We start from the raw sequence: 18,163 nt of genomic DNA, 5'->3' as shown, positions 1-18,163 counted from the left end.
AAAATGGTAATTTTATTTAAAAATAGAGATATACAACTTAAATTTCGATGCCAATGGTTATGTCTTTATCATACATTTTTAAAAAATTAAAGAGGGATAGGTCTTGACTAAATTACATCCAGAATTCGTAAAGTTTTTATCGATATGTATTAGCTTCTTTATTATGGTCAATTCTATGTTCTATTTTTCATCTGAAATGAGAAGAGGTGAAGAATTTGGCATTTCATTCGTTATTCTCATTGCTATTTTAACTGTATTACTTGCACCACTTTTCTGGCTATACATTAAAAATTCAAAAAATAATCAACGATCTTAATTTTTCAATTCAGAAGAATTTTTTACAACAAAAAGTATCAGCAATCCTCTCAGTTACAATAAAAAAAAGCTCTCAAATTAGGTCTTTATTTATACATATTTTGCCAAAATTCTCATTCCCTCAAAATAAAATTATTTTTCATCATTCAAAGCATGTATAGCATATTTTAGCCATAAAAAAAGCTGACCTAAGCCAGCTTAATAAGTGTATGTCATTTAACGATGAGTATGAATCGACATCACAATACCCATCCCGGCCAGCATGGAAATCACCGCTGTTCCACCATAACTCATCAGCGGCAATGGATCTCCGGTCACAGGTAAAATCCCACTCACCATGCCTGAGTTTAAAAATACAAAGAAGAAGAAGGTCAGTCCAATAGCTCCGGCATATAAACGACCAAAATTATGAAAGCTGTTTAAACCAATGATCAAACAGCGAATTATAATGGCAGTAAATAAACTGAACAGCAGAAAAACACCGATAAAACCGAATTCTTCGGCATAGGTCGACATAATAAAGTCGGTATGATGTTCAGGCAAATAACCCAAATGCGATTGTGTACCCTCAGTATAGCCTTTGCCTGTGGAACCACCTGAACCAATGGCAATTTTGGACTGGATAATATTCCAGCCAGCACCCAAGGCATCTGACTCCGGATCAAACAGTGTGGTAATACGTTTCTTTTGATATTCTTGTAGCACGAACATCCATGCAACGGGTGCTGCCACAGCCACTGCCGCCGCTGCACCAACAATCAGACGCCACGACATCCCACTTAAAAATAAAACAAAAATACCCGGAATTACCAAACCAATATTCAGGTCAGGCTGAAGAGCAACCAGAACAAATGGTATGCCCAGTAAAATTAATGCACCGACAATATGCACAAATTTGGGAGGAAACGGCTTACGTGCAAAATACCAGGCCATCGTCAAAGGCATGGCAAATTTCATCACCTCACTCGGTTGCATACTCCCAATACCAGGCAAAGTAATCCAACGCGTTGCACCTAAACGTTTTTCACCAATTACAAACACCAGGAGCAGCATGAATATGCCAAAGGCATACAGGTATGGACTGATCGCCTGATAGACTTTCGGTGGAACCTGCGCACAGATAAACAGCAGCACAAAACCAATCCCGAAACTGATCGCCTGACGAACGACCATCCCGGAGTCTTCGGAGGTCGCGCTATACACCACCATTAAACCCAGGATTGCATTGAGAACCAGAAAGCACAATAACCATGGATCAAGGTGCAACTTGGTCCATCGAGATGAATCTTGCGGGTTAATACTACGTCCATCACGCAAAGAATGACGTAAAAACCGATACTGCTGTGAAGGTATCATTGGCCAGAAGGTGAAAAAGAATGATGGCAAAATTATAAGTGAAAGCTATAGAGAATAGATCGCTATAGCCAGATTTATTCTGCTTTTATTTAAATTTTATTCGAATATATTTTTAAGCCTGAGCTTGTAAAATCAGCTTGGCGAGTTCCAGATCATCCGGATAGGTAATTTTAATATTATCAGAACGCCCTTGAACCACACTCACCAGCTCACCGATATGTTCCAGTGCACTGGCTTCATCGGTAATCATAGCACCATCCTGCTGCAAGGCCTGCTCAATCGCCCGTGTTAATGTTCCCAGCTTAGCCATTTGTGGTGTTTGCGCCTGCCATAGCATTGAGCGATCCACCGTTTCCTGAATATCAAAACCGGTGACTACACGCTTAAGTGTATCTCGTACCGGAATCGCAAGAATCGCAGCATGATCCTGTGTAATTGCGGTACTTACCAACTGTTGCAGACAATCGAGACTGACACAGGGACGTGCTGCATCATGGACCAGCACCCAGTCATCTTCAGAAGCCATTTTAGATAAATACGTGAGTGCATTCAGCACCGAATTTACCCGCTCTGCACCGCCCAGACAAAAATGGGCTTTCTCCAGACCGGAAAATGGCAGGGTTTTCGCCACATGATCCTGCTCATTAATCACCAGCACATAACCCGTCAAAGGCAATTGATTCAGACGCGAAACGGTATGTTCAAGAACAGTTCGCTCTTGAATCATCTGATATTGTTTCAGTTCTGTTTTGGAGAAACGGCTACCGGAACCTGCAGCTGGAAGAATGACCCAAAGCTTAGGGTGTGGTTGGCGCGTCAGCTGACTCATTGGTTCGCAGGTCTACATTCGAATTGGGATTAAGATAGATCGGTTTATATTGAGTACTGATCGTGCTCATTTGAATAAAAGTTTCACGCGGCTTAATCAGGCCAAGATCTAAACGTGCATGTTCTTCGATGGCTTCAATACCATTCTTCAAATCATAAACTTCCGCTGCCAGAACGCGATTACGTTCTTTCAGGTCATTATTCAATTCCATTTGTTGCTGGATTTTCTGGGTCAGTTGCTGATGCTCATGATAACCACCTTCACCAAACCAGTATAAATATTGAAACCCTGCGATCAAAATGATCGCAAGGCCCAACAGTACTTTACTCGCAGTCGAGTCGAATACATCTAAAATTGACATAAGTTGCTTAGTTCAAACCTTTGAACTCAGCTTTACCGCGATATGCAGCATGAGTCAATTCTTCAATACGAAGTAATTGATTATATTTCGCTACACGGTCAGAACGGCAAAGTGAACCAGTCTTGATTTGACCCGCTGCTGTACCTACTGCCAGATCAGCAATCGTTGAGTCTTCAGTTTCGCCTGAACGGTGTGAAATCACAGTAGAGTAACCATTTTCTTTCGCAAGATAGATCGCATCTAAAGTTTCAGTCAAGGTACCGATCTGGTTGTATTTGATCAGAATCGAGTTACCAACTTTCTCATTGATACCACGTTGCAGGATTTTAGGGTTGGTCACGAACAAGTCATCACCCACTAACTGGATCTTGTCGCCAAGAATAGAAGTCAGGTAAGACCAACCTTCCCAGTCAGATTCATCCAAACCATCTTCAATCGAGATAATTGGGTACTGGTTTACCAGACCTGCAAGGTAGTCAGAGAACTGGTTGCTTGTGAACGCTTTATTGCCTTCGCCAGCAAGAATATATTGACCATCTTTGTAGAATTCTGAAGATGCACAGTCAAGTGCAAGCATGATGTCAGAACCAGCTTTGTAACCAGTTTGTCCAATCGCTTCAAGAATAACCGTGATTGCTTCTTCGTTAGAACGAAGGTTTGGCGCAAAACCACCTTCATCACCAACTGCAGTGTTTAAACCTTTTTTGTTTAAAACTGATTTTAGAGAATGGAAAATTTCAGCACCCGCACGTAGCGCTTCAGAGAATGAAGTGAAGCCCACTGGCTCAATCATGAACTCTTGAATATCAACGTTGTTGTCTGCATGTGAACCACCATTGATGATGTTCATCATTGGTACAGGCATCGTCAAAATTGAGTTGTTGCGAAGGTTGGCAATATATTGGAACAAAGGAATTTTTTGTTCTTCAGCTGCAGCACGTGCAGCAGCCAAAGACACGGCCAAAGTTGCGTTTGCACCCAGTTTTTCTTTGTTTTCAGTACCGTCAAGCGCGATCATCGTGTTATCGATGTCTTTTTGCTCGAATACTGATTTACCGATTAAAGCGTCACGGATTAAGGTATTTACGTTATTTACCGCAGTTTTAACACCTTTACCTAAGTAACGTGTTTTATCGCCATCACGAAGTTCTAAAGCTTCACGAGAACCAGTTGAAGCACCAGATGGTGCACATGCACGGCCAACTACGCCAGATGCTAAGATTACGTCTGCTTCGATGGTAGGGTTACCACGAGAGTCCAAAATTTCACGTGCACGAATGTCAACGATTTGGCTCATGAACTATTCCTCAGTTGATTAATATGAGCTGCCTTTACAGCAGCGCAAGAGTGATAAACTCAGTGTGTATCTAACTTTTCGAAACCTTTGACCAAGGTATCCAATTCTTTTAGCTGTGCCAAGAAAGGCTCAAGCTGAGACATGCGTAGCGCACATGGACCATCACACTTGGCCTTTTCCGGATCTGGATGTGCTTCTAGGAACAGACCTGCAAGACCTGTTGCCATACCTGCACGCGCCAATGTCGCGATCTGGGCACGACGACCGCCAGCAGAATCTGCACGGCCACCTGGGGTTTGTAAGGCATGAGTCACATCAAAAAACACTGGCACATTCATTTCTTTCATGATGTCGAAGCCCAGCATGTCTACAACAAGATTGTTATAACCAAATGCTGAACCGCGCTCACAAAGAATCAGTTTGTCATTTCCAGCTTCCAGACACTTATGCAAAATATGACGCATTTCGTGTGGCGCAAGGAATTGTGCTTTTTTGATGTTGATGATGGCATCCGTTTTTGCTATGGATTCTACAAGATCCGTCTGACGGCTCAAGAAAGCCGGCAATTGAATAATGTCTGCTACTTCTGCAACAGGAGCCGCCTGATACGGCTCATGCACATCGGTAATGATCGGCACATTAAAGTGTTTTTTAATGTCCGCTAACCACTCGAGACCTTTTTCCAGGCCTGGACCACGGAAAGATTTCAGGCTTGAACGGTTGGCTTTATCAAAACTCGCCTTGAACACGTAAGGAATGTCCAAACGTGTACAGATATCGACATAGGTCTCTGCGATTTCAAAAGCCAGGTCTTTAGATTCAAGTACATTCATTCCGCCGAATAATACAAATGGCAAATGATTTGCCATTTGTATATCGCCCAAACGTACAATTTCTTGTGGTTTTAATTGCGACATTTAAACTTCCCTAATTGTGTCCTACACACCGATTATTTGGTTTTTTGGTACTGTTCTTTCGCAGCAGCAATGAAACTTGCAAACAACGGGTGACCCTCACGTGGCGAGCTGGTAAATTCCGGGTGGAATTGTACTGCAATAAACCAAGGATGTGCAGGAATTTCAACAGTTTCTACCAAATGCTGTACTGGAGAATAACCAGAAATCTTCATGCCTTTTTCTTCCAGCACTGGGATATAACGGTTGTTCATCTCGTAACGGTGACGATGACGCTCGATGATTTCTTCAGAACCATAAACTTCTGCAGTTTTAGTGCCTGCAACCAGTTCAGATTTTTGCGCGCCTAAACGCATCGTGCCACCCAAATCAGAGTCAGCAGAACGTTGCTGAACTTCACCGCGTTCATCTAGCCATTCAGTAATCAAACCAATCAATGGAGACTTGGTAGAACGGTTAAACTCAGTCGAGGTCGCATCTTCAATACCGGCAACATTACGTGCGTATTCGATTACAGCCAACTGCATACCCAAGCAAATACCGAGGAACGGCACACCGTTTTCACGAGCGAATTGAATCGCCTTCATTTTGCCTTCAGTACCGCGCTCACCGAAACCGCCTGGCACCAGAATCGCATCCGCATCTTTCAATACTTCATTGACGTCCTGGCTTTCAAGTTCTTCAGCGTTTACGTAGTCAATCTGAACTTTCACACGGTTTTGAATGCCCGCATGTAGAAGTGCTTCGTTTACAGATTTATATGCATCTGGAAGTTCAACGTATTTACCGACCATCGCTACACGTACTGTGTATGCAGGGTTCAGTAAAGCTTCTACCACGTTATCCCAATCGGTTAAATCAGCTTCAGGAAGCTCATAGCCAAAACGTTCACAGATTAAATCGTCAACATTTTGTTCGTAGAAAGTACGTGGAATCTGGTAGATCGAACGTGCATCTTTACATACCACAACGGCACGTGCTTCAACGTTGGTAAATAATGCAATCTTACGGATAGTATCTGCATCTACATCGTACTCGGTACGGCAGATGAGAATGTCTGGCTGAATACCAATCGACAGAAGTTCTTTAACAGAGTGCTGTGTTGGTTTGGTTTTTAATTCTGCTGCAGACTTAATGTATGGGAGTAACGTTAAGTGCATAAGCATGGTGCGCTTGTGACCAAGTTCAACCATTAACTGACGTACAGATTCCATGAATGGGAGAGATTCAATGTCACCTACTGTACCGCCGATCTCGACAATCGCAACGTCATAGCCTTCGCCTGCACGCAGGACACGCTCTTTGATATTGTCAGTAATGTGTGGAATAACTTGCACAGTACCACCCAGGTAGTCACCACGGCGTTCTTTGTTGAGAACATCCTGATAAACACGACCTGATGTGAAGTTATTCAGTTTGGTCATTTTCGCACGACGCAAGAAACGTTCGTAGTAACCCAAATCTAAGTCTGTTTCAGCACCATCTTCTGTAACAAAAACTTCACCATGCTGGAATGGGCTCATCGTCCCTGGATCGACATTAATGTATGGATCCATTTTTACCATGGTCACTTTTAAACCACGAGCCTCTAAAAGTGCAGCGACAGAAGCAGCTGAAATACCTTTACCTAGTGATGAAACTACACCACCAGTAACGAAAATAAAATGGGTCATTGGGTTTCTCGTACAATCGAGCCTAAATCGGCCTGCAATGTTGCGCAATTTTACTTTACCTTGTACCTAGAAAGCAAAGTCAATCCGCATCAATTCAAAGAACAATAAACAATTGACTATTCTAACAGCAATTCCGATAAAAAATTACAGTAAGTTCATATGATTTCTATCTTGTAATTTGCTGCTATAATAGTGTATCCCCTCCACACTTTTCTGTTTGATGCAATGATGATGAAGAAACTTTTAATCTGTACCGTAATCTTGACTGGCCTTACATTGACGGCGTGTGTAAAAAAAGAAGCACCAAAAGAAGAAGAGCAAGTAGAAGTTACTCCAGCATCCGAAATCTCGTCTCCGGCACCAGCGCAATTTGAACCGCTTGAGCCTGTAGAAGAAACGACTGTCATTGAAGAAGTACCGCCAACTGTTGAAATTCGACGTGAACAAACTGCAAATACCACGACTGAAATCCGTCGTGAAATTAAAAAACCGGAAGCTACTGAGCCGGCACCAGTGACTGAAACCAGCGAAGAACCTGCTGTAAAACCTACTGCAACGGCACCTGAAACCAGTTCAAATCCAGAAAACAAGTCTGAGGATGATGCGGTTGCCGACGCGATTGCTGCAGCAATGCCAGCACTTAACTAAGTACAATATCTTCATCAAAAAAACCCAGCAGATGCTGGGTTTTTTATTGATATTTTTAAGCGGATACTGCTGCCGGGCCACGAGATAAATGAATCAGGTAATCTGCCATCAGACGAGTGGCCCATGATTCGGTTTGCATCAAGCCTTGATAAAAACCGCAATGACTACCTCTTTTAGTAGTAATTACGACAATATTCGGCATGGCTCTAATTTTATCCTTATGAGGCTCTAAGTTGCGGATATTGCAAATCGGATCATCCTCTGAATTCAAAATCATCAATGGAATTTTGACATTTTCAAAGACGTAAATAGGATTAGTAGCTTGCGTATAACTCACATAGTCTTTAAAACCGGCCAGTTCAAAATAGAGTTGTTCAAACTCAGATAGATCTTTAACCTCCAATAATCGTTTCCAGCTCGGACAGACTTGCCAGGTTTCCTGATAAGGCTGGATAAAACGCTTAATCAGTTTTTTAGTCATGACCTTGCTATAAAATGGATGCACAAAATCGAATCCAGTTTCCATGTTATAGCCTGGACACAAGGCAAACGCGGCTTTTAAAGGTGTTTGTTCTCCTTCTTCGCCCAGATAGCGAACCAGCAAACCCGTACCCGCAGAAGACCCGACACCATAAAGTTCCGACTGAGGAAATTTATCTTGGATATAAAGCAGTTGTTCCCGCAAGTCTTGGGTCGAGCCAAACAGATTTATTTTAGGTACAGGCATTGGCAGATGTGCATGACCACGGCGCAAGCACAAGGCTACCCGCCAACCCGTATATTTATGCAGATCCCGTACCAGTTCCCGCATTGACTCTGGAGAACCGGTAATAGTATGCAATAAAACAATGGTAGGCGTATTTGCAGGAAGATCCAGACCATACCAGGCAATGCCGGTAATCCCACCATCTGACATTTTCAGCTGTTCAAGCAAATCATATCTCAGCTTGATGGTGCGTTTTTTTATCAGATCCAGATACAGAATATGTGCATGTGCATTGGCTAGCCACGGCGTAGGACGGTATTTTTGTTTAAGTTGTGGTAAATATTCAATTAATCCTGAAAAAATACCATTCGGATTGTAATAGAGGGTCGGCTGATCTGCTCCACTGAAGCGGTCCAGATATTCAGTGGAAAGCTGACCCATTTTTTTAAGCAACATTTTCATCTGTCATCCCCTCTAGTATTACTAGCTGTGATTTACAAATTTCATGCCGACTTGATATCAATAATTCGAATTAAGTTTTAGCTTGGAATGACTGCATCCGTTGGCCCATATGTAAGGCTAAAGCTTCTAGTCCGGATTTAGGTCTAATCATGACTTCAAAATCAGTGATCTGACCTTCATCATTAAAATGAATCATGTCAACTCCTTTAAGTTTCTTATCGCCCACTTGAGCGGAAAACTCAAGTACGACATTGTTACCATCTTCACTGAAGAATTCACGGTGATAAGTGAAGTTTTCAAAGACCTGAATTACATTGGTCAGAATAAAAAATACTACCTGTTTTCCAGGATAAGGCTGAAAAGCCACTGGGGAACGAAATACCACATTTTCAGCAAGTAACTCATTCAAAATCGACATATCACGTGTTTCTAACATCTCGTGCCAGCACGCAATGGATTGTCTGGTTGTTTCAATAGACATTTTCACTTCCTTTTTGTTGTTTTTCAATCAAAGTTTAAATACTTCTCGCCTTTAATATAGACAGGATTTCTCCTGAGAAAGTTTTAAAGCACTGCTTTAAAATAAAGTGCAAGAAAAGAAGGTTGAGAAGGGTTTTACTGCATACTCTAAAAGAATAATTTGAATTAAATCCCCCCTCAATCCCCCTTAAAAAAGGGGGACTTCTCCTTCCTTTGGTAAAGGAAGGTCGGGATGAATTAGATCACCGCTGCCAGTTCAGCACCCTGACGGATCGCGCGCTTGGCATCCAGCTCACCCGCTTCTTTCGCTCCACCAATCAGATGCACGTTTTTACCAGCCGCTTTCAGTTCATCAAACATGGCGGTATAAGATTCCTGGCCAGCACAAATAATGACATGATCAACTTCTAGCACCGCAGGTTTGTCATTTACCACTATGTGTAAGCCCTGATCATCAATTTTTTCATAATTGGCGCCCGCAATCATTTTTACATCACGGTGTTTTAAACCTGTACGATGAATCCAGCCTGTGGTTTTACCCAGACTCGCACCCACTGAAGCGGCTGTACGTTGCAATAAATAAATTTCACGCTGCGGTTTTTCTACATGTGCAGCTTTCAAGCCTCCGACGTTTTCATAGTCAGTATCAATGCCCCATTCATCATAGAACTTTTCCGGATTGATGCTGCCACTTTCCCCTTCATGGCTCAGGAACTCGGCTGTATCAAAACCAATACCGCCTGCACCAATAATGGCAACTCGCTGACCCACTGGCTTACGCTCTTTTAGCACGTCCAGATAAGACAGTACTTTTGGATGATCAATGCCTGGAATAGAAAGTTGACGTGGCGTCACTCCGCTTGCCACTACAATTTCATCAAATTTAGACTGAGCCAGTTGTTCCAGACTCGCCTTATGATTCAGCTGCAATTTGATACGTGGCTGTAATTCAATCTGACGCTTGAAGTAGCGCAAGGTTTCATAAAACTCTTCCTTGCCCGGAATGGTTTTGGCGATATTAAACTGTCCACCAATCTGAGCAGCAGCTTCAAATACTGTCACCTGATGACCACGATTTGCAGCATATACCGCAAAACTGAGCCCCGCAGGACCTGCTCCAACCACAGCGATATTTTTTGCCACACTGGTTTCTTTAAAGATTAATTCAGTTTCATAGCACGCACGTGGATTAACCAGACAAGTTGCAATTTTCATCGAGAAAATATGGTCCAGACAGGCCTGATTACAACCAATACAGGTATTGATTTCATCACTACGACCCTGTTCCGCTTTCAGGACAAATTCCGAATCGGCCAGCATTGGACGCGCCATAGAAATCATATCGGCATCACCAGATGCCAATACATATTCAGCCATTTCCGGGGTATTGATACGATTCGAAGTAATTAAAGGAATTTTCACCTGACCTTTCAGTTTACGGGTGACCCAAGTAAAGGCTGCACGCGGCACTTTGGTGGCAATCGTCGGAATGCGTGCTTCATGCCAGCCAATTCCGGTATTGATAATAGTCGCACCGGCTTTTTCAATGGCTTTGGCTAGCTGGATTACTTCTTCCAGGCTTGAACCACCCTCAACCAGATCCAGCATAGAAAGGCGATAAATAATGATAAAATTCTCACCCACCATTTCACGGGTACGGCGTACAATTTCAATCGGGAAACGGATGCGGTTTTCATAACTACCACCCCATTCATCATCACGATGGTTGGTACGCGCTGCAATAAACTCGTTAATCAGGTAGCCTTCCGATCCCATGATTTCTACACCATCGTAACCGGCATATTGGGCCAGCTTGGCACAATTCGCAAAATCATCAATGGTTTGCTGCACTTCGGCAGACGTTAAAGCATGTGGCTTGACTGGATTGATCGGTGCCTGAATCGGTGACGGCGCAACATTTTCGGATTGATAAGAATAACGTCCGGTATGCAGAATCTGCATGGCGATTTTCCCACCTGCCTCATGTACAGCTTGGGTAATGACCTTATGTTTTTCTGCTTCTTCAATCGTGTCGAGTTTGGAGCCGCCTTTAAAGGTGACACCGTGATCATTCGGAGAAATCCCACCGGTGACAATTAAAGCCACCCCACCTTTGGCACGCTCTGCATAAAAAGCTGCCATCCGATCATATCCGCCGGGTGCTTCTTCAAGACCAACGTGCATGGAACCCATCAACACGCGGTTTTTAAGCGTGGTAAAACCAAGGTTCAATGGGGCAAGTAAATTCGGATATTTAGACATTTCAACTCCTGAGCGTGCATGTATGCTGGCTATTGTTTTTACAAACTGGCATTTTGATCCCTCAATCTTCCAGTTTAATGCAACTTGTTGCACTAATTTATATGCCAGAATTGATTTTTATGCAACATGTTGCATAATAATCTCGAGTCATTTTTTTGAGACGTATATGTCTTTAGCGCATGTTTTATTGACCAGCCTGCTTGAAAAACCCAGCACCGGAATTGAACTGGCCCGCCGTTTTGACCGTTCCATGGGTTTTTTCTGGAATGCCACCCATCAGCAGATTTATCGTGAGCTGAATGCCATGCAGCAAAAAGGCTGGATTTCCACCCTGGAAGAGGAAGACTCTACTAGCCGCAAAAAGACTTATCAGGTAGAGCATCTTGGCCGGAAAGAACTGGCCAACTGGATGCTGCAACAAAGTCCACCGGCACAACTGCGCGAAGAACTGATGGTGCGTCTACGTGCCGAAGCGCAGCTTGGCGGCAATAACACCCTACCCGAACTGGAACGCCATCTGAAACTGCATAAAGAAAAACTAAACACCTATCAGCATATTTTTGCTAAAGATTTTGCCCAGGCTGATGAAAATGACCGTACCCTGTATATTCATAAAATGATTCTGCAACTGGGTATTGATCAGGAACTCGGCTGGATTGCCTGGCTGGAACAGGTCATTCCGCGACTACAACAATTTGATACAAAACAATTATAAACACGGAGAAGCACATGCCCTTTTATCGCATGCCCGATGGTGAACAGCTGTTTGTACGTGAATACGGTCAGGGACAACCGGTACTGGTACTTTCGGGGCTCGGTATGCTGAGCTGGCAATGGGCAGCTTTTCTCTATCCGCATCAAAAAAAATTCCGTTTTATTATTCCGGAATGGCGCGGTTTTGGTTCTTCCAGTCGCTGTAAAATCCCGCAAGATCTCGATGCAATCTCTAGTCACTGGCAGGATGTGCGTTCAGTCCTGACCCAGATAAAATTAGAGCAAGTAATCGTCATTGCCTATTCCATGGGTGCCACCACCGCCATGCATGGCTTGCATTATGACCACTTTGCCAGTCAGATTTCTGCTTATTTGCATATCGATCAAACCCCTAAAATTCTGGTTGATGATGCTTGGGCTTTTGGTCTTTTTGGTTCACGTCATGCAGAATTTATTAAGATTTTGCAGCAGATCTCTAATCTACTTACACAATATCAGCAGGTGGAATTAATCCGGGATCTTGACGTTTCGGTACGCAAACAGATCGCGGTATTATGGCTGCGCTTTATTCAGCTACAAAATGAGCAAAAATATAGCTTGAAAGCTTTCCAGCTCATCCTGAATCACCCTCGCCTGCAAAGCTTACTCCTGCCATCTAGCCGGGTGGATTATATGGCGTGGTATATCAATAATTATTTATATCACCATGAAGACTACCGCGAGGCACTGGCTCAGCTCAACTGTCCGGTGACTTTCTTTAGCGGTGTACAATCCAAGCTTTATCCTTTTGAAGGCCAGCGTCTGATTGCGGAAAGCTTAGCTCAGGCCAAGCAGGTAATTTTCAGCAAATCTGGTCATACCCCCTTACTGACTGAACCCCTAAAATTTGCCCGAGAACTTGGCATTTTCTTGAAAGAAAATTCACAATCAAGTACTTCAACAGTTTAAGGTTTCAGGAGACAGAACAATGAAAAAACTGGTGGTCTTTTCAGGTGCGGGCATGAGCGCTGAAAGTGGTATTAACACCTTCCGTGATAGCGATGGCCTATGGGAGCAATATCGTATTGAAGAGGTTGCTACTCCTGAAGCCTGGGCTCACAATCCGGAACTGGTGCAACGTTTTTATAATGCCCGCCGTAAAAATATCCTGGAAGCCCAGCCAAATACCGCACATCAACTCATTGCCGAGCTTGAAGATGACTTTGATGTGCATGTCATTACCCAGAATATTGATGATCTGCATGAACGTGCCGGTAGCAGCAAAGTGATTCATCTACATGGTAATATCCGACTGTCCAAAACTTCAGGCCCGGATGCACAAAGCACGACCGAGTTCTATCCGGTTGAAGGTGCTGAATTAGATTTAAATAAGCACTTCTGTAAAGCAGGCTATCCGCTACGTCCACATGTGGTCTGGTTTGGCGAGGCTGTGCCTGCTTATGCAGAAGCCCAAGACTGTGTACAGGATGCAGATATCTTTGTAGTGATTGGTACCAGTCTACAGGTTTATCCGGTCGCCGGATTAATTCATGAGATTCCTGCGAGCTGTCAGGCCTATTACATCGATCCGAAAGCCGAACAGCAGCACTTGCCTGCACAATTTCACAAGATTTCCCAGAGCGCAACCGCAGGCATGCAAACACTATCTGGTTTAATTAAACCCGGAAATTAAAAGTTTATGCACTGCATTCTCTGATTGACAGTATGCAACAATCAATCTTTAATCAGCTTATCGTTGCAAGAATGGAATTAAACAATGCTGACCGATCTGGATGATTTTTACTGTTTTGCACAGGTGGTAGAACATGGCGGCTTTAGTGCAGCTGAACGTGCGACCGATATTCCCAAATCCAAACTCAGCCGCCGGGTGTTTAATCTGGAAGAACGTCTGGGAGTACGTCTGATTCAGCGCAGTTCGCGTCATTTTGCCGTGACCGATATCGGCATGAATATTTACCGGCATGCTCAGGTTATGCTCAGTGCAGCACAGGCGGCGCATGATCTGGTGGATCACCTGAGTACCGAACCGCGCGGAACCATTAAAGTCAGCCTGCCGGTATCGATTGCCCAGAACGAAATGGCAAAAATTCTGCCGGACTTTCTGAAAAAATATCCTGAAATTAAAGTCCAGATGATGATCACCAATCGCCGGGTGGATATTATCAATGAAGGCTTTGATCTGGCCTTACGGGTTCGTTCCAGCCTGGATGATGACCCGAATCTGGTCATTCGCCAGTTTGAAAAAATTGAACAACACCTGTTTGCCAGTCAGGGTTACTTAAACGAATTTGGTAACTTAAAAACCCCTGAGCAACTGGCTGAACATAAAATCCTGAGTATGGCTGAAGAGCATACAGAACAGTACCTGACCCTACAAAATGAACAGCAGGAACAGAAAAAAATCCGTGTTAGTCCAACGGTCATGGGTTCCGATCTGAATATGCTGGCACAACTGGCAGCATCTGGTTTAGGAGTCACTTTATTGCCAGATAATGTGGTCGAGCAGTATGTCGCAAATGGTCAACTGGTTCGGGTTCTTTCTGACTGGAAAGCACCGCATGGTATTTTCCATGCCGTTTATCCTTCACGTCGTGGCTTGTTGCCCGCAGTCCGGGTCTTTATTGATTATCTGGTCGCTGAATTAAATCATCACTAAATTGCCCACTTTAAAAAAAACCGGACAAAAAATAGCTCATTCTTGGGGAAAAATGAGCTAGAGAAAATTTGACTACAGCATAGTAAACAAAAAAGGAAGCTATATATCTGACCTGTTAGCTTAATCAGAAAGCTTAGCTTAAACCACTGTTTACTGTAGTGTTTCGTATGCTTTCGTCAGCAAGCACGCATAAGCTGTAATTTATGTAAGTGAATTGAGGTTAATCAACCTAATCTGCTCAATACTTTAAATATCTGGATACTCACCGGTGCCTTCAGGCCAAGGAGACAAGACTTCAAATCCGGTTTCGGTCACATACACCATATGTTCCCATTGTGCAGACCATGATTTATCCGTAGTCACCACAGTCCAGCCATCTTTTAGTTCTTTGACGCGGGCTTTGCCCATATTCACCATCGGCTCAATGGTAAAGACCATGCCCGGAACCAGTTTAATGCCTTGGCCTGGCTGCCCATAATGCAGAATGTTTGGCTGCTCATGATACACTTTGCCAATACCATGACCGCAGTATTCACGCACTATTGAATAGCCTTCACGCTGTGCAACCGTTTGAATGGCATAACCAATATCACCCAGGGTCGCGCCTGGCTTCACTGCGTGAATCCCCGCCAACATGGCTTCATAGGTGGTATTTACCAGTCGTTTAGCTTCTGGAGATGGGGTTCCGACATAGTACATTCGGCTGGTATCACCAAAATAACCGTCTTTAATAATGGCGACATCAATATTGATAATATCGCCCTCTTGTAAAACTAATTTCGATGATGGAATACCATGACAGACCACTTCATTCGGTGAAATACAGGTAGTTTTGGTATAACCATAATAGCCAATATTGGCCGGAGTCACTTGCAGGGTATTTACAATAAAATCATGACAGAGATCATCCAGATATTCAGTCGTGACACCTGGCTTGACATGCTCCCCGATCATCGCTAAAACCTCTGCAGCCAAACGCCCAGATATCCGCAGTTTTTCTACATCTTGCTCAGTTTTAAGACTAATCGCTGGAGCGCGCATAAACCTATCCTCACTATGAATCCCTGAATTATAATCCCTTTTTGCGATATATGTCGTAGTTGTGAATTTTCTAAGCATCAATTTTTTGGAAGACAGGGATTTTTTCTGCCGATTATTTACACAAACAATAAGCGATATAATTTGATAGCCACTGGAGAACTTTTATGAATTTAAAATAAATAATATATTTTTTCACGAATTATCAAGCATATATTTCTACCAGGATTTGAATGACCGGTTATTTGATCCGCAAACTTACTAAAATCAAGGCTTCCAGCCTTAAAATAAACTCCAAAAAACTGGATATATACACTAAAATTACTTTCTTTTGGTTAATTAATCTCCCCTTATGACAAGTCTGCGTACCCGGGATATTGTTGCCTTAGGTTTTATGACCTTTGCACTGTTTATTGGTGCAGGCAATATTATCTTCCCACCGATTGTGGCTCAACAAGCCGGTGAACACGTATGGCTCGCTGCTTTAGGTTTCCTTATTACAGCAGTTGGCTTACCTGTGATCACCATTGTTGCGTTGTCTCGCTTTGAAGGTTCCATTCAGGCACTAAGCTCACCTCTGGGCAAAACAGCCAGCATCTTGCTGACTGTGGTGTGTTACTTAGCTGTTGGCCCTTTATTTGCGACCCCACGGACCGCTACCGTTTCTTATGAAATCGGTTTTTCATCTTACTTTGGCAATGAATCTAGCAGCCTGCTCATATACAGCATTATCTATTTTGCTGTAGTGACCGTGGTGTCGTTATATCCAAACAAGATTCTGGATACCGTCGGCTATTTCCTGTCGCCACTTAAAATTATTTCTTTGATAATTTTGGGTGTGGCAGCCGTAATGATTCCTGCCAGCAATCCACCTGCAGCGATCAATAATTACATTACCAGTCCAGTGACTGAAGGCATCGTCAATGGTTATTTAACCATGGATACGTTGGGCGCCTTAGTTTTCGGTATTGTGATTGTCAAAGCCATTACTTCACGTGGTGTGACGGATAAAAAACTGATTACCAAATATGCGGTCAATGCCGGTATTATCTCTGGTATTGGTTTAACTCTGGTGTATTTAAGTCTGTTTAAACTTGGACTTGGTAGCCATGAAATTGCACCAAATGCAGCTAATGGTGCCATTATCCTGCATGCTTATGTACAACATGCATTTGGCGATATGGGTGCTTACTTCCTGTCTGGCATGATTTTTATTGCCTGTATGGTGACTGCAATTGGTCTGACCTGTGCTTGTGCTTCTTATTTCTCCAGTTTGACCAAAATCCCGTACAAGATTTTTGTATTTATTCTGGTAGGCTTCTCGCTGGTGATTTCAAATCTGGGTTTAACCAAACTGATTGCCGTTTCGGTGCCAGTATTAAGTGCGATTTATCCGCCTGCGATTAGTGTGATTATGCTGAGCTTCTGTGCAAGCTTCTTCAAGAAACCATCTCATGTGATTGCCCCAGTGACCCTGGTAGCCTTTATTTTTGGTATTTTTGACGGACTAAAAGTCGCTGGTTTTGAATTGCCTGCATTGCTACAAAACTTACCTTTCGCAGAACAGAATCTGGCCTGGTTTATCCCATCCATGATTGTATTGCTAATTACAGCTGTGATTGACCGTATTAGAAACTAAACTTTCTAGGATGTCTGATAAAAATCGTATTTTTACCCAAAATCGGTTTGAGCGCGATCAATAATTGTCAGGTTTTACCCAAACGGACATTTATTGTTTCTTAAACATGACATCAAATCCGTACTGTAAATCTTGATCCCGAGGCTTTCTATAACATTTGATTTATAGGATAGGATCGCAGTTTAATTATTTTATTTTTTATATAAATATAAACAAAACTTTTAATTTTCTGATTTTAGATACTTATTGTTGCCAACTTATACCAAGTCCCCCTCCGAGCCATACGTAGACTTACATAGTACTGATTAACACTACATAGATTTGGCGTAGAATTTGCATTTTCTATCTGGTCACACTGAATAATGACCGTATCTTGTTTTCGAAACGAGCGGGAGGTGAAATCTTAAAATAAATTCTTTTTTAATCAATTGATTATATAGTTATTCGACTAAAGATGGCCATTTTGACTGTAAAAGCCTGCTAGAGCAGTTGCAAAGGTCTAAATTAAACAGTACAACTGTATATTCAATTCTGACTGATTAAATCTGCTTTAATCTTCAATAACATAAATAAATGGGAGGGATGGAGATGTTATCATTACATTTCAACAAGCAAGTCTTCATTGACGCTCTTAAAGCCAACAATACCAATCTGGTGACATTTGTATGCACCACTTTTGCACTCATGCTGACTTTAACCGTCCATTGTTTAATTCAAGGTAATTTAAAACTTGAATACTTTGGTTATGCACTGATTGTCTCAGCTGCCTTTTTCCTCTGGGCTGCCATAGACCAGAAATACCGATAATCAAAT

At 42.8% G+C, this 18,163-nt stretch carries 17 protein-coding genes; 7 read left to right on the top strand and 10 right to left on the bottom strand.

Annotated features, from left to right (window positions below):
- Window positions 1-531: 531 nt before the first annotated feature.
- The 6 genes from rodA to KUG37_RS04485 all read right to left on the bottom strand — a co-directional run bounded on the left by rodA (window position 532) and on the right by KUG37_RS04485 (window position 6,745).
- Window positions 532-1,671 carry a rod shape-determining protein RodA gene (gene rodA, locus KUG37_RS04510; protein WP_216937331.1) on the bottom strand — a complete coding sequence of 380 codons (1,140 nt, stop codon included), beginning with the start codon at window positions 1,669-1,671 and terminating at the stop codon, window positions 532-534.
- A gap of 112 nt (window positions 1,672-1,783) precedes the next feature.
- The gene (ispD, locus tag KUG37_RS04505; protein ID WP_216937333.1) at window positions 1,784-2,500 is read right to left on the bottom strand and encodes a 2-C-methyl-D-erythritol 4-phosphate cytidylyltransferase; all 717 of its coding nucleotides are present in this window, start codon (window positions 2,498-2,500) and stop codon (window positions 1,784-1,786) included.
- Window positions 2,469-2,861, bottom strand: coding sequence for a septum formation initiator family protein (locus KUG37_RS04500; RefSeq protein ID WP_216937348.1), 393 nt, complete (start codon window positions 2,859-2,861; stop codon window positions 2,469-2,471). Before KUG37_RS04500 ends, ispD begins: the two co-directional genes overlap by 32 nt.
- A 7-nt stretch (window positions 2,862-2,868) precedes the next feature.
- A complete protein-coding gene (eno, locus tag KUG37_RS04495; protein ID WP_216937350.1) occupies window positions 2,869-4,158 on the bottom strand; it encodes a phosphopyruvate hydratase in 1,290 nt (429 codons plus the stop codon).
- Window positions 4,159-4,217: 59 nt separating this feature from the next.
- Window positions 4,218-5,075 (bottom strand): 3-deoxy-8-phosphooctulonate synthase, encoded by an 858-nt coding sequence (gene kdsA / locus KUG37_RS04490; protein WP_216937353.1) that lies wholly within the window; start codon window positions 5,073-5,075, stop codon window positions 4,218-4,220.
- A gap of 32 nt (window positions 5,076-5,107) precedes the next feature.
- Window positions 5,108-6,745 (bottom strand): CTP synthase, encoded by a 1,638-nt coding sequence (locus tag KUG37_RS04485; protein WP_216937355.1) that lies wholly within the window; start codon window positions 6,743-6,745, stop codon window positions 5,108-5,110.
- Window positions 6,746-6,973: 228 nt separating this feature from the next.
- On the opposite strand from KUG37_RS04485, the gene KUG37_RS04480 reads away from it, so the two are divergent.
- Complete coding sequence (locus KUG37_RS04480; protein ID WP_216937357.1) at window positions 6,974-7,393, top strand: hypothetical protein; 420 nt, start codon at window positions 6,974-6,976, stop codon at window positions 7,391-7,393.
- 55 nt (window positions 7,394-7,448) lie between these two features.
- Here the strand turns inward: KUG37_RS04480 and KUG37_RS04475 are convergent, their stop codons facing one another.
- The 3 genes from KUG37_RS04475 to KUG37_RS04465 form a co-directional block, all read right to left on the bottom strand.
- Entirely contained in the window at window positions 7,449-8,561 is a 1,113-nt protein-coding gene (locus tag KUG37_RS04475) for a YheT family hydrolase (protein ID WP_216937359.1), read from the bottom strand.
- A 70-nt stretch (window positions 8,562-8,631) separates the two neighbouring features.
- Window positions 8,632-9,042 carry a nuclear transport factor 2 family protein gene (locus KUG37_RS04470; RefSeq protein ID WP_216937361.1) on the bottom strand — a complete coding sequence of 137 codons (411 nt, stop codon included), beginning with the start codon at window positions 9,040-9,042 and terminating at the stop codon, window positions 8,632-8,634.
- A 236-nt stretch (window positions 9,043-9,278) separates the two neighbouring features.
- Window positions 9,279-11,303, bottom strand: a complete 2,025-nt coding sequence (locus KUG37_RS04465) for an NADPH-dependent 2,4-dienoyl-CoA reductase (RefSeq protein WP_216937364.1) — start codon at window positions 11,301-11,303, stop codon at window positions 9,279-9,281.
- A 166-nt stretch (window positions 11,304-11,469) separates the two neighbouring features.
- Here KUG37_RS04465 and KUG37_RS04460 point away from each other — a divergent pair, with 166 nt between their 5' ends.
- From KUG37_RS04460 to KUG37_RS04445, 4 genes are all read left to right on the top strand, one after another.
- Window positions 11,470-12,018 (top strand): PadR family transcriptional regulator, encoded by a 549-nt coding sequence (locus KUG37_RS04460; RefSeq protein WP_216937366.1) that lies wholly within the window; start codon window positions 11,470-11,472, stop codon window positions 12,016-12,018.
- Window positions 12,019-12,032: 14 nt separating this feature from the next.
- Window positions 12,033-12,965, top strand: coding sequence for an alpha/beta fold hydrolase (locus KUG37_RS04455; RefSeq protein WP_216937374.1), 933 nt, complete (start codon window positions 12,033-12,035; stop codon window positions 12,963-12,965).
- 19 nt (window positions 12,966-12,984) lie between these two features.
- Window positions 12,985-13,689 (top strand): Sir2 family NAD-dependent protein deacetylase, encoded by a 705-nt coding sequence (locus tag KUG37_RS04450; protein WP_216937376.1) that lies wholly within the window; start codon window positions 12,985-12,987, stop codon window positions 13,687-13,689.
- Window positions 13,690-13,773: 84 nt separating this feature from the next.
- Window positions 13,774-14,673 carry a LysR substrate-binding domain-containing protein gene (locus KUG37_RS04445; RefSeq protein WP_216937378.1) on the top strand — a complete coding sequence of 300 codons (900 nt, stop codon included), beginning with the start codon at window positions 13,774-13,776 and terminating at the stop codon, window positions 14,671-14,673.
- Window positions 14,674-14,919: 246 nt separating this feature from the next.
- Here KUG37_RS04445 and map read toward each other — a convergent pair whose 3' ends face one another.
- Window positions 14,920-15,714: a type I methionyl aminopeptidase gene (map, locus tag KUG37_RS04440; protein ID WP_216937380.1), complete on the bottom strand. Its 795-nt coding sequence runs from the start codon at window positions 15,712-15,714 to the stop codon at window positions 14,920-14,922.
- Window positions 15,715-16,063: 349 nt separating this feature from the next.
- Between map and brnQ the strand changes: the two genes are divergently transcribed.
- Together brnQ and KUG37_RS04430 are read left to right on the top strand one after the other, a co-directional pair.
- Window positions 16,064-17,350 (top strand): branched-chain amino acid transport system II carrier protein, encoded by a 1,287-nt coding sequence (gene brnQ, locus KUG37_RS04435; RefSeq protein WP_216940221.1) that lies wholly within the window; start codon window positions 16,064-16,066, stop codon window positions 17,348-17,350.
- Between the two features lie 588 nt (window positions 17,351-17,938).
- A complete protein-coding gene (locus KUG37_RS04430) occupies window positions 17,939-18,157 on the top strand; it encodes a hypothetical protein (protein WP_216940220.1) in 219 nt (72 codons plus the stop codon).
- The last annotated feature ends 6 nt before the right edge of the window (window positions 18,158-18,163 follow it).

It is taken from the genome of Acinetobacter sp. BY419 (assembly GCF_019038395.1).
GTDB lineage: Bacteria > Pseudomonadota > Gammaproteobacteria > Pseudomonadales > Moraxellaceae > Acinetobacter.
The sequence above is the reverse complement of the archived record's forward strand: the minus strand, read 5'-3'. Positions and strand labels throughout refer to the sequence as shown.